This is a genomic window from Micromonospora sp. BQ32 (assembly GCF_059358895.1).
This window is the reverse complement of sequence record NZ_JCADBI010000005.1, coordinates 143938-154931: the sequence shown is the minus strand read 5'-3', so window position 1 is coordinate 154931 and position 10994 is coordinate 143938. Positions and strand designations below refer to the sequence as shown.

12 protein-coding genes and 1 riboswitch are annotated in these 10994 nt (G+C 71.0%); of the genes, 7 read left to right on the top strand and 5 right to left on the bottom strand.

Annotated features, from left to right (window positions below; all coding sequences use genetic code 11):
• Positions 1–4 precede the first annotated feature (4 nt).
• A complete protein-coding gene (locus AC5L30_RS12820; RefSeq protein WP_494867356.1) occupies positions 5–739 on the bottom strand; it encodes a DUF4232 domain-containing protein in 735 nt (244 codons plus the stop codon).
• 172 nt (positions 740–911) lie between these two features.
• On the opposite strand from AC5L30_RS12820, the gene AC5L30_RS12815 reads away from it, so the two are divergent.
• The gene (locus AC5L30_RS12815; protein WP_494867355.1) at positions 912–1379 is read left to right on the top strand and encodes a DoxX family protein; all 468 of its coding nucleotides are present in this window, start codon (positions 912–914) and stop codon (positions 1377–1379) included.
• Positions 1380–1655: 276 nt separating this feature from the next.
• Here the strand turns inward: AC5L30_RS12815 and AC5L30_RS12810 are convergent, their stop codons facing one another.
• On the bottom strand, positions 1656–1961 hold the full coding sequence (locus tag AC5L30_RS12810) for an ArsR/SmtB family transcription factor (RefSeq protein WP_494867353.1): 306 nt from the start codon (positions 1959–1961) through the stop codon (positions 1656–1658).
• Positions 1962–2052: 91 nt separating this feature from the next.
• Here AC5L30_RS12810 and AC5L30_RS12805 point away from each other — a divergent pair, with 91 nt between their 5' ends.
• The 3 genes from AC5L30_RS12805 (at position 2053) to AC5L30_RS12795 (ending at position 5843) form a co-directional block, all read left to right on the top strand.
• A complete protein-coding gene (locus tag AC5L30_RS12805) occupies positions 2053–3015 on the top strand; it encodes a DMT family transporter (protein WP_494867351.1) in 963 nt (320 codons plus the stop codon).
• Between the two features lie 67 nt (positions 3016–3082).
• Positions 3083–3218: riboswitch (SAM riboswitch) on the top strand.
• Positions 3219–3228: 10 nt separating this feature from the next.
• The gene (thrC, locus tag AC5L30_RS12800; protein WP_494867349.1) at positions 3229–4515 is read left to right on the top strand and encodes a threonine synthase; all 1287 of its coding nucleotides are present in this window, start codon (positions 3229–3231) and stop codon (positions 4513–4515) included.
• A 308-nt stretch (positions 4516–4823) separates the two neighbouring features.
• Positions 4824–5843 carry a GNAT family N-acetyltransferase gene (locus tag AC5L30_RS12795; RefSeq protein ID WP_494867347.1) on the top strand — a complete coding sequence of 340 codons (1020 nt, stop codon included), beginning with the start codon at positions 4824–4826 and terminating at the stop codon, positions 5841–5843.
• A gap of 9 nt (positions 5844–5852) precedes the next feature.
• On the opposite strand, the gene AC5L30_RS12790 is transcribed toward AC5L30_RS12795, so the two are convergent.
• Together AC5L30_RS12790 and AC5L30_RS12785 are read right to left on the bottom strand one after the other, a co-directional pair.
• The gene (locus AC5L30_RS12790) at positions 5853–6095 is read right to left on the bottom strand and encodes a hypothetical protein (protein WP_494867346.1); all 243 of its coding nucleotides are present in this window, start codon (positions 6093–6095) and stop codon (positions 5853–5855) included.
• The gene (locus tag AC5L30_RS12785) at positions 6035–6361 is read right to left on the bottom strand and encodes a hypothetical protein (RefSeq protein WP_494867344.1); all 327 of its coding nucleotides are present in this window, start codon (positions 6359–6361) and stop codon (positions 6035–6037) included. The genes AC5L30_RS12790 and AC5L30_RS12785 overlap by 61 nt, the downstream gene beginning before the upstream one ends.
• Before the next feature lie 166 nt (positions 6362–6527).
• On the opposite strand from AC5L30_RS12785, the gene paaN reads away from it, so the two are divergent.
• Entirely contained in the window at positions 6528–8201 is a 1674-nt protein-coding gene (gene paaN, locus AC5L30_RS12780; RefSeq protein WP_494867343.1) for a phenylacetic acid degradation protein PaaN, read from the top strand.
• Between the two features lie 154 nt (positions 8202–8355).
• On the opposite strand, the gene AC5L30_RS12775 is transcribed toward paaN, so the two are convergent.
• Complete coding sequence (locus AC5L30_RS12775; protein ID WP_494867342.1) at positions 8356–8886, bottom strand: GNAT family N-acetyltransferase; 531 nt, start codon at positions 8884–8886, stop codon at positions 8356–8358.
• A 326-nt stretch (positions 8887–9212) separates the two neighbouring features.
• On the opposite strand from AC5L30_RS12775, the gene AC5L30_RS12770 reads away from it, so the two are divergent.
• Both AC5L30_RS12770 and AC5L30_RS12765 read left to right on the top strand, forming a co-directional pair.
• On the top strand, positions 9213–9416 hold the full coding sequence (locus AC5L30_RS12770; RefSeq protein ID WP_196920002.1) for a cold-shock protein: 204 nt from the start codon (positions 9213–9215) through the stop codon (positions 9414–9416).
• Positions 9417–9510: 94 nt separating this feature from the next.
• Positions 9511–10731 carry a hypothetical protein gene (locus tag AC5L30_RS12765; protein ID WP_494867340.1) on the top strand — a complete coding sequence of 407 codons (1221 nt, stop codon included), beginning with the start codon at positions 9511–9513 and terminating at the stop codon, positions 10729–10731.
• Positions 10732–10994 lie beyond the last annotated feature (263 nt).

Sequence of the window (10994 nt, the reverse complement as noted above, 5' to 3'; positions counted from 1 at the left end):
TGGCTCACAGCCGGCTGTCGGGTGGGCTCACCGACGACGGCACCGCGCTCGGTGCCGGCGGCGGGGCCGGCCGGGTCGGCACCGGTGTGGACGGATCGGCTTTCTTCCAGGCGCTGACGCCGATCCGGCCGGTGTTGCCGAGGTCGATCGGCCCGTCCGGGTCCACCTCTTCGGCCGGCTGCCCGGCGGCGGGCGCCGCCGTCAGGAACTCGCCGTTGGTGGCCACCACGGTCGAGTCGGTGACCAGGTTGCGCCAGAGCACCACGGCGGTGGCCCGCTCCCCGGCGGCGAGGATGACCTTCCGGGGTGGTTGGTCGAAGCCCAAGGTGATCTCTTTGGCGCCGTTGACCACCCGCAACATGATCGGCTCGCGCGCTTCGTCGAACACGTGCAACACCGGGTAGCCGTTGAGCTGGTAGGGCTGGTCGCCGCAGTTGACCAACTCCAGGCCGAGGGCGCGCAGACCCATCGCGGCGTCCCCGCCGGTCGACCGGATCCGAACGCCGGTCGCCGGGCACTCGACCGGCGGCTCGGTGCTCGCGGTCGGGCCTATTCCCAGCCCCGACGCGGTGGGCGGTCGGCTGGGGTCGCCGGACGGGCCGCGATGGTCGCCAGGAGTGCAGGCGCCAAGCACGAGGGCCGCCGTCACCGCCGTGAACGCCTTGAGCGCGGTGAACGCCTTGATTGTCGCGGACGCCGTGCTGGCCGGCCGCCGTGTTGACGTCTCGCGAGAGATCATCCGCCGATCCTCGCGCACGTGGGCGTTCCACCGCTGACCGCCCCGGGACCTCGGCGTCCTCGTTCACACCGCTTTCACGAGGGATTATCCCACCAGCAAAGAACTTATGTTTTTCGATGCCTTGATGCCCCACGATTGGCGAGACTCATTCATTAGCTTCGATGGAGGTGCCATGAACGTCTCTCGGCTCGGCGGGCCGATCCTGTCCCTGTTCCGCATCGTGATCGGCCTGCTGTTCACGTTGCACGGCCTGTCCTCGGTATTCGGGTTGTTCGGCGGCAACCCGATGACTGGTAAGGCGGTACCGCCCGGCGCCTGGCCGGGCTGGTGGGCCGCCCTGATTCAGTTGGTCTGCGGCGTGCTGGTGCTGGTCGGGCTCTTCGCCCGACCCGCCGCGCTCCTCGCCTCCGGCTCGATGGCGTACGCCTACTTCGTGGTGCACCAGCCGGACGGTCTGCTGCCGCTGCACAACGGAGGCGAGCGGGCGGCACTCTTCTGCTGGTCGTTCCTGCTGGTCGCGGCGCTCGGCCCGGGTTCCTGGGCCCTCGACACGCTGCTCGCCCGGCGTCGCGCCGACGCCCCCTCGGCATCGGCATCGGGACCGGCTTCGGCGGCCGAGCCCGACGCGGTGTCCGTCTGACCACAGCCGGCCGTCCAGCGAAGGGCCGGTGAGCGCCTCCACCACGCGTCGCCGGAGCCGCAACGAGGCGGCTTCGGCGACGCGCCGGTCGAGGGCGAGCCGATGTGCCCGGTTGATGTGCCCGGTTGATGTGCCCGGTCAGGGCTGGCGGTGCGCCCGGTCGGGCCGCACCTCTTCGCTGATGTCGTAGACGATTCAGCTCCAAAGCGGGCGACTGGAGCATCTCCCGCCCGCCGCCGGGTGGGTCGTGGCCGGACGGGCGTGGGTGGGGCGGCGTCAGGCAGGCGGGCGCTGAGTCAGGACCGCGTCCAGTAGGCCCGGGTAGAGCTTGTCCAACTCGTCCCGGCGGAGCCGGACCAGTCGGCTGGTGCCGACGGCCCGGGTCCGGGTCAGGCCCGCCTCGCGCAGCACCTTGAGGTGGTGGCTACGGGTCGCCTTGGAGACGCCGAAGTCGAAGGTGCCGCAGGCGGACTCGCCGCCCTCGGCGAGCGCCCGAACGATCTGTAGCCGCACGTCGTCGGCGAGTGCGGCCAGCACGCTGGTGACCGGTACGGCGGTCAGGTCGGGCTCGTGCGGCTCCATGTGACCAGTGTAACCCTTGTTCGACAACGATCGAACAACACCCTAGTGTCGGTGTCGTTGGTTCGACGATACTCGAACATTGGAGTTGCTGATGCGATCCCGCGCCACCGCGTACCCACTGGTCGCCGTGCTCGGCTGGGGCGTGATGTTCCCGATCCTTGCCAGCGCGCTCAATCGGGTCGACCCGCTCAACCTGACCACCGCGCGCTACCTGCTGGCCGCCGTCGTCCTGGTCGCCATCCTGCTGCTCCGCGAGGGTGCCGGCGCGCTGCGGCACGGTGGCCGGACGCTGGAGGTGGTGGTGCTCGGAGTGGTCGGCTTCGCGGGCTTCAACCTGCTCACCAACCTGGCGCTCGAACACGCCGCCCCGCAGCAGATCTCCCTCTTCGTGGCCACCACACCGGTGATCACCCAGCTCGTTCGGTGGGCTCGCGACGGCGTACGCCCGAAGCCGCTCCTGCTGGCCCTCTCCCTGGTGGCGCTCCTCGGAGTCGGCCTGGTGATCACGCGCGGGAGCTTGGCCGGGCTCGGCCAGTTCGGCCTCGGCGGGCTGATGATGATCGGCGCGGTGCTGGGCTGGGGCATCTACACCCACGGTGCCAGCCGGTTCGGCGAGTGGTCGCCGCTGCGCTTCACCACCCTGACCGCGCTCTCCGGCACGGCCGCCATGCTCGTCCTGAGCATCGCCGCCGACGCCGTCGGCTGGCAGCACGCGCCGGCCGCCGCCGACCTGGTGGCGGTTGCCCCGCAGTTGGCGTACGCCGTGCTGGTGGGCGCCGTGATCGCGGTCCTGGCCTGGAACACCGGCGTGCAGCGACTCGGTGCCGCCAACGCCGCGCTGTTCATGAACCTGGTCCCGGTGACCACCTTCGCGGTGCAGATCGCCCGCGGCTACCGCCCGGAGGCCGTCGAACTGGTCGGGGCCGCCATCACGATCGCCGCCCTGATCGCCGCGAACCTCGCCGCTCGGCCCCGGGCCACGTCGCTGCCCCAAGCGAGCGCGGTGACGGACCCGATCGCGGTGACCGACCCCGTGGCCGTGAGCGCCCGCTGACCCACTCCCTGGGATCCGCCCTGGAGGCCACGCCCGGCTTTGCCTAGACTCGACGGCACAACTGAATACCTCATCCAGAGGGGCTGAGGGATACGGCCCGACGACGCCCCGGCAACCACCCCGCGCGCTCACCGCTGAGCGACCCGCGGGGCAGGTGCCAATTCCGTCCCCGCCGCACCGTGCGATGCGGGGAAAGATGAGAGGACTCTCGACATGACGTCGACGCTCGTCACCTCCGGCATCGACACCTCTGCCAGCCCGGCCCGCGCCCTGGTCTGTCGCGCCTGCTCGGCGCGTTACCCGCTCGCCGCCCAGCACGCCTGTTACGAGTGTTTCGGCCCGCTGGAAGTCGACTACGACACCGCCGCGCTGGCCACCGTCACCCGCGAGCAGATCGAGGCCGGCCCGAACAACATCTGGCGGTACGCCGCCCTGCTCCCCGCCGGTCAGGACCCGGTCAGCCGGGTCACCCTCGACCCGGGGCTGACCCCACTGGTGGCCGCCCCGCACCTCGCCGTCGAGCTGGGCATCACCGCGCCGCTCTGGGTCAAGGACGACAGCGCCAACCCCACCCACTCGTTCAAGGACCGGGTCGTCTCGGTGGCGCTCACCGCCGCCAAGGCGCTCGGCTTCACCCGGTTCGCCTGCGCGTCGACCGGCAACCTGGCCAACTCGGTGGCCGCCCACGCCGCCCGCGCCGGGGTGCCCTCGGTGGTCTTCATCCCCAGCGACCTGGAGCAGGGCAAGGTCATCACCACCGCCGTCTACGGCGGCGAACTGGTCGCCATCGACGGCTCGTACGACGATGTCAACCGGCTCTGCGGCGAGCTGGTGGAGACCGACGAATTCGAGGACACCGCGTTCGTCAACGTGAACGTCCGGCCCTACTACGCGGAGGGCTCCAAGACCCTCGGCTACGAGGTGGCCGAGCAGCTCGGCTGGCGGATCCCGGCGCAGGTGGTCATTCCGATGGCCAGCGGCGAGCTGCTCACCAAGATTGACAAGGCGTTCTCCGAGCTGGTGGAGATTGGCCTGGTCGAGGCGCCGGCCGGCGGCTGGAAGGTCTTCGGCGCGCAGTCCGCCGGCTGCAACCCGATCGCCACCGCCCTGCACGCCGAGACCGACACGATCATCCCGGTCAAGCCGACCGGCATCGCCAAGTCGCTCAACATCGGCGACCCGGCGGCCGGCCTCTACGCCCTGGAGGCGGTGCGCCGCACCGGCGGTTGGATGGAGTACGCCGACGACGACGAGATCCGTGCGGGCATCCGCGACCTGGCCCGTACCACCGGGGTCTTCGCCGAAACCGCGGGTGGGGTGACCGTGGCCGTGCTGCGCAAGCTGGTCGAGTCCGGTCGGCTCGACCCGACGGCCGAGACCGTCGTGTTCAACACCGGCGAGGGTCTGAAGACCATCGACGCGGTGGCCGGCCAGGTCGGGCCGACCCACCACATCAAGCCCTCGCTGCGGGCCGCCCGCGACGCCGGTCTCCTCGGCTGATCCGGCCCGGCGCTTCGTTGGCCGCCCTCCGGGTGGGGGACGGGCGGCCACCCGGTTGGGGGACCAGCCGGATCCACCGGGTAACTGGATTTTCGCTGTGAGTGTGGAAAACCCGCCGCTACGGACTTGACGGCAGGAACCGGACGGCGCAAGATGCTCCGTGCGGGAGGGCATTTCGCCGAAGACTTTTGAAGTTCTTGCGACCCAACGCCGGAGGCGTTGTGCGAGTGTCCCTCCCGACCACGTTCGATCGGGCCAGCGATTAATTCGCTGGCCCGATCGCTTTTCCCGGGTGCACCCTCAGCGGCATGAGCATCACTATCGCGTCCTTCGACGGCGCCGACCGGACGTCGGTCGACGAGGCGTACCGGATCGGGTCGGCGGCCAACGACGCCGACGTGCCGGACTTTCCTCCCTTCTGCCGGCGCCGCTTCGACGCGCTGTTCCACACGCCGATGCCCGGCACCCAGTCGCTCTGGGCATTGGCCCGACTGGACGGTGTGCCGGCCGGCTACCTCCAACTGGACCTGCCGCAGCTCGACAACACCGACAACGCCACCGCCGAACTGACGGTGCATCCCGAGCTGCGGCGCCGGGGCGTCGGTCGGGCCCTGCACGAGTACGGCGTACGCCTGCTCCGCGAGCACGGCCGCAAGCGGGTCGTCGCGATGACCGTCTCCGCGCTGCCCGACGGGCCGGCCCGAAGCGTGGCCGGCGACGCGTTCGCCGCCGCCGCCGGAGCCCAGCCCGCCCTCACCGACGTGCGTCGCCGGCTCGACGTCAGCAAGATCGATCGGGTGGCGCTGCGGGCGGCGCTCACCGAGGCCCGCCCGCGAGCCGAGGGCTATCACTCGGTCTGCTGGCAGGGGACCACCCCGCAGGAGTACGTCGCTGACATCGCCTATCTCGACGGCCGGCTGCTGATGGACGCGCCCTTGGGCGACGTGCAGTGGGAGCCGGAGCAGGTGGACGCCGAGCGCATCCGTGGCAACGAACGGGCACTGGACGCCCGGGGCCGGCGGCGCTACCACCTCGGGATGCGCCATCAGGCGTCCGGGCGGCTGGTGGCCTGGACGCTGCTGGACGTGGGCGCCTCCACCGACTGGCACGCCTTCCAGCAGATCACCATCGTCGACCCGGCCCACCGTGGGCACCGACTCGGTCTCATCGCCAAGGCGGAGAACCTGCACCACCTGCTCACCCACGAGCCGGCGGTACGCGTCATCGACACCTTCAACGCCGCCAGCAACAGCTACATGGTGGCGATCAACGAGCAGCTTGGCTTTCGCCCGGTGGACACCTGGACCAACTGGCAGCTCACCCTCTGACCCGGCTGATCACCCGTCCGTCCGTTCCAAGCGCTCGACCAGCTCGCGGATCGCGGCGTGAACAGAGCGCAGGCGGCGCAGCGGCTTGCGGGTGTCCCAGAAGGCGGGCGCGTCGAGCCGGTCCGCACCCACCCCGGGCGCCTGGTCGCTGTCCTCGGGGAGCTGCCAGGTCCGGGCACCGAGCCGCCAGATCAGGACGATCGCGATGATCGGCGGTACGGCCAGCAGCGCGAGCCGCTGCCCTGGCGGCACGCCGCCCAGCCAGGAGATCTCCCGCCGCCCTCCAGACACCTCGGGTAGGCCGCGCACTGCCAGGCGATCAGGTCGAGGGACACCCCGACGGTGGACAGCACGTACATCGCGGTCATCGTCGCGGCCAGCAGCCGGCACAGCGCCCGCGCGGCTTGGCCGCCGCGACCGGTGACCGGCAGCATCCAGACCGCGATGTTGCTGAGCATGAACGGCAGGAGCAGGACTATGTCGGCGACCCCGTGCACCCGGATCTCGGTGATCCTCACCCGCCGTCCTCACCCTGGCCGAAGGCCCGCGGTTACCCGCTGCCGCCGCGAGCAACCCCGTGCCGTCGGCCATTGGCGCTTCTGCTCGGGAACTCGACTGCGGCATGAGCCGCTGTCGGGCATTCGCGCTACTGCTCGCGGACCGGACTCAGGCATGATGGCGGGCATGACGGAGACCCCGCATCCCCTGTACGACAGGCACGCCGACACCCTCAACCGTGCGCTGACCGCGATCACGGAGCGGGGCTACTGGTCCGCCTACCCCGAATCCCCCAGCCCCCGGGTGTACGGCGAGACCGCCGCCGCCGACGGTAAGGCCGCCTTCGAGGCGTACCTCGGTGGTGACTTTCCGCTCGACCAGCCCGGCAGCGGCGACCGGGTGGCCACCGAGACGAGCCCGTTCGGGGTGGAGTTGGCGGTGCGGTACCCGCACGCCGGCACCGGCGAGCTGATCAACGCCGCCTCCGCCGCGCTGCCGGCGTGGCGCGACGCCGGCCCGCAGGCCCGGGTTGGCGTCTGCCTGGAGATCCTCGACCGGCTGCACAAGCACATCTTCGAGCTGGCCAACGCGGTGCAGTTCACCAGCGGGCAGGCGTTCGTGATGGCCTTCCAGGCCGGTGGCGCGCACGCGTTGGACCGGGCGCTGGAAGCGCTGGCGTACGCGTACGCCGAGATGACCCGGCACCCGGGCACGGCGGGCTGGGAGAAGGCCGCCGGCAAGGGTGACCCGCTGCGGTTGACCAAGACGTTCCACGTGGTGCCGCGTGGGGTGGCGCTGGTGATCGGCTGCAACACCTTCCCGACCTGGAACTCGTACCCGGGGCTGTTCGCCTCGCTGGTCACCGGCAACCCGGTGATCGTCAAGCCGCACCCGCGCGCGGTGCTGCCGCTGGCCATCACCGTGAAGTACGCCCGGGAGGTGCTCGCCGAGGCCGGGTTCGACCCGAACCTGATCATGCTGGCGGCCGAGGCGCCCGGTGAGAAGCTCGCCAGCGACCTGGCCCTGCACCGCTCCATCCGGATCGTCGACTTCACCGGTTCCACCGAGTACGGCGACTGGCTGGAGACGCACGCCCGGCAGGCGTCGGTCTACACCGAGAAGGCCGGCCTCAACACCGTCGTCATCGACTCCACCGACGACTTCGCCGGCATGTGCCGCAACCTCGGTTTCACGCTGACCCTCTACAGCGGGCAGATGTGCACCACCTCGCAGAACATCCTCATCCCGGCCGGGGGCATCGAGACCGACCAGGGGCACAAGAGCTTCGACGAGGTGGCCGGCGGTATCGCCGCCGCGGTCGGCAAGCTGACCGCCGACCCGGCCCGAGGCGTGGAGCTGACCGGCGCCATCGTCAACGACGGGGTGCTGGAGCGGCTGGCCGAGGTGACCAAGGTCGGCGAGCCGGTGCTGGAGTCGCGGACCGTCGCCCACCCGTCGTACGCCGACGCGGTGGTGCGTACCCCGACGATCGTGAAGCTGACCGCGGACGACGCGGAGACGTACGGCCGGGAGTGGTTCGGGCCGATCTCGTTCGCCATCGCGACCGACTCCACCGTGCACAGCCTAGAGTTGCTGCGCCGCACGGTCGGCGAGAAGGGCGCGCTCACCGCCGGGGTCTACTCGACCGACGAGGCGGTGCTGGACGCGACCGAGGCGGTGGCGGTCGAGGTCGGGGTGCACCTGTCCTGCAACCTCACCGGCGGTGTCTTCGTCAACCAGTCGGCGGCGTTCTCCGACTTCCACGGCAGTGGGGCCAACGCGGCGGCCAACTCGGCGCTGACGGACGGGGCGTACGTGGCCAACCGGTTCCGGATCGTGCAGTCTCGGCGGCACGTCTGAGTTTCGGTAGCGGTTGGGGTTTCCGGGGCAGCCCGACCCGCTCCGGGCGGTCAGGCTTGATCCCTGCGCGGGTCGGGCTGCCCCGGAAACCCCTCCTCGGGCGCGGTGGCGCGGACGCTTCCGGTTGGGGGCATCAGAGTGGTTCTGCCTCGGGTCAGGCTGTTCTGCGCATCTGTAGTTCGGTGAGGGCTGGGATGGTGGGGTGGGGGACCCGTACGCCGGTGTCCTTGAAGCCCAGGCGCTGGTAGGCGCGGTAGGCGCGGTCGTTGCCGACCACCACCTCCAGCAGCAGCTCCGGTCGGCCACAGGCTCGCGACCAGGCGGCCACCCCGTCGATCAGCTCGCCGAGCAGGCCACGGCCGCGCCAGGTCGGCGTGACGTACACGGCGTAGATCACGGTCAGGCCGGGTTCGTTCGGGGCGGTGGTGCCACCGGCGTGGCCGACCAGCCGGCCGCCCGGGTCGGCGATGAACTGCGCGTTGCTGGTACCGGCCGAGGTGTACGCGACCCGGGCCGCGTACTCGTTGTGCGGTCGGGCCGCCGCGTCCGCCAAGGTCTCCAGGAAGGCCAACGGAGCGTCGGCCAGCATCTCCAGGCGCAGCGCCCGCATCCGGGCGGCGTCCTCCGGTCGGACCCGGCGGATCTCCGCGAGCCGCACGGCCGATGAGCCCATGTCCGTGGTCATGCCCGCATGCCTACCACAGGGGATGGACGCGTCGTTTCGTGAGCTGTGCCCTCCTGCCGTCACCGTGCGCGCGCCGTGCGGTCCGGCCTCCATTTGCAATGACGGCGGCGAATCCGGTGAATCGGGAAACCGGCCAATCAGGGTGGTTGGGACACCCCCGGAGTGTGTCCGATTTCTGGCCGTGCGCGGCCGTGACTGCTCGTGTAACGTGCGATTTCGGTCACCTGGTTCAATGGCGATCATCGATCGCTGAGTCGGTGGTCGGGGCGCCCGGCCGCGCCGTGCGCCGGGTCAGGCAAGACCGCGCAGAGTGAGGGAAGTGCACCGTGGCACAGGGCACCGTGAAGTGGTTCAACGCCGAGAAGGGCTACGGCTTCATCGCCGTCGACGGCGGTCAGGACGTGTTCGTCCACTTTTCCGCCATCGAGATGGACGGTTACAAGGCGCTGGACGACGGTCAGCGGGTCGAGTTCGAGGTTGCCCAGGGCCAGAAGGGCCCGCAGGCAGAGCACGTACGCGTCATCGGCTGAGCTTCCTGGCCGATCGGCCCCTGAGTCGGGGCTGCGGCAGCGGCGCGCAGCCGGGAAGATCGTGAACCGTTCCAGCCGATGCTGAGGAGCGTTCATGACCGACCAGCCGCCCCCGCCCACTCCGTCCCCCGGGTCGGGGGAGCCGGACCCGTCCGATCCGTCCTCGCCCGCTGGCGGCCCCGGCCAGTCCGGTCCACCGCCCGGCTGGGGGCCGGGTGCGCCGCCCCCGGCTGGCCCGCCCTCTGGCGACGTCGGGCCGCCCGGCTGGCAGTCGGGTATGCCCCCGGCTGGCCAGGCTGCCCCACCGCCCGGCTGGGATCCCGCGCAGGGTGCCTGGGGTGCGGCTCCGCCGCCGCAGGGCTGGGCGTTCCCACCCACCGGGGGTTACCCGGTCGGGTCGGGTCCCTACGGCGGGCAGCCGTGGTATCCGGGGCCGCCGGTCGGCTGGTACCCGCCTGGTTACGGGTTCGACCCGAACGATGCCCTGGTCACGCCGCCCGGTGCCGGCATCGGCGGATGGTTCAACCGGTGCGGGGGAGCGCTGCGTCGGGGCTGGCGGCAGTTGGTGCCGATCATGCTGCTCACCCAGGTGCTGCCGGCGGCGGTGCTCTCGGTGATCGCCCTCGGGGTGGACCCGTCGGCGAAGTGGGCCGCCCAGACCGAGAGTGCTCCTGGCGCCGCGCTGCCGGACAATTTCGCCGCCGAGTTGGGGAGCCTCCTTCTCGTGCTGGTCGGCGGCAGTCTGTTGGTGGGCGTGGTGCAGGCCGTCGGGTGGGCCGCGGGCAGCTGGGTGATCACCCGGCAGGCCGCTGGCCAGCCAGCCAGTCTGGAGTCGGCGTTGCGCTACGGCCTTCGTCGGGCGCTCGGGCTGTGGGGCTGGACCCTGTTGATCAGCCTGCTCATCGGCGTCGGTGTCTGTTTCTGCGTGCTGCCGGGCATCTACCTGGCGTTCGCGCTGAGCATGGCCGGCCCGGCCTATCTCTTCGAACGCCGCAACCCGATCGGCCGCTCGTTCCGGATGTTCCACGACCGGCTCGGCCTGCTGCTCGGTCGGGTGGCCCTGGTGGCCCTGGCGGTGATCGTCGTCAGTCTGGTCTCCAGTTCCCTGGAGGGGGTGGGCACCTCCGCGTTCGGTGCGGATCCGTTCGCGTCGCCGGGCACCGCGGCCGGAGCGGTGGTGGTGATCGGGGTCACCGCGGTGCTGGCCCTGCCGGCCCACCTCGCCCAGATGGTCGGTCTGCTGGTGACGTACGCCGAGCAGCGCGCCCATGAGGCGCCGGTGAACACCGCTGGACTGGCTGCGGAACTCGGCTGAGCGGCGGCATCGTGCTTGCACTCGGCAGGGGAGAGTGCTAAACAAGTCATTGGCACTCGCATACCGTGAGTGCCAATGGTCGGGACGGTGGGGCCAGGTTGCGCCGGCGTGGAGACGCCGGGGCGGCACATGGCCGGTCGTCGCGGGCTATCCGGCCCGGCCGAAGGACGTCGTCGTCGCCAGGTGGCGACGTCCCAAGGTGCGTACACCAGGCGGCCCATCCGGGGCACACATCTCGGGTGGCCCGTGAGTGTCCAGGAGGA

Bases quoted from the DNA above. Each gene is read 5' to 3' on its own strand.
- AC5L30_RS12820 (WP_494867356.1), bottom strand. From the start codon at position 739: ATGATCTCTCGCGAGACGTCAACACGGCGGCCGGCCAGCACGGCGTCC.
- AC5L30_RS12815 (WP_494867355.1), top strand. From the start codon at position 912: ATGAACGTCTCTCGGCTCGGCGGGCCGATCCTGTCCCTGTTCCGCATC.
- AC5L30_RS12810 (WP_494867353.1), bottom strand. From the start codon at position 1,961: ATGGAGCCGCACGAGCCCGACCTGACCGCCGTACCGGTCACCAGCGTG.
- AC5L30_RS12805 (WP_494867351.1), top strand. From the start codon at position 2,053: ATGCGATCCCGCGCCACCGCGTACCCACTGGTCGCCGTGCTCGGCTGG.
- thrC (WP_494867349.1), top strand. From the start codon at position 3,229: ATGACGTCGACGCTCGTCACCTCCGGCATCGACACCTCTGCCAGCCCG.
- AC5L30_RS12795 (WP_494867347.1), top strand. From the start codon at position 4,824: ATGAGCATCACTATCGCGTCCTTCGACGGCGCCGACCGGACGTCGGTC.
- paaN (WP_494867343.1), top strand. From the start codon at position 6,528: ATGACGGAGACCCCGCATCCCCTGTACGACAGGCACGCCGACACCCTC.
- AC5L30_RS12775 (WP_494867342.1), bottom strand. From the start codon at position 8,886: ATGACCACGGACATGGGCTCATCGGCCGTGCGGCTCGCGGAGATCCGC.
- AC5L30_RS12765 (WP_494867340.1), top strand. From the start codon at position 9,511: ATGACCGACCAGCCGCCCCCGCCCACTCCGTCCCCCGGGTCGGGGGAG.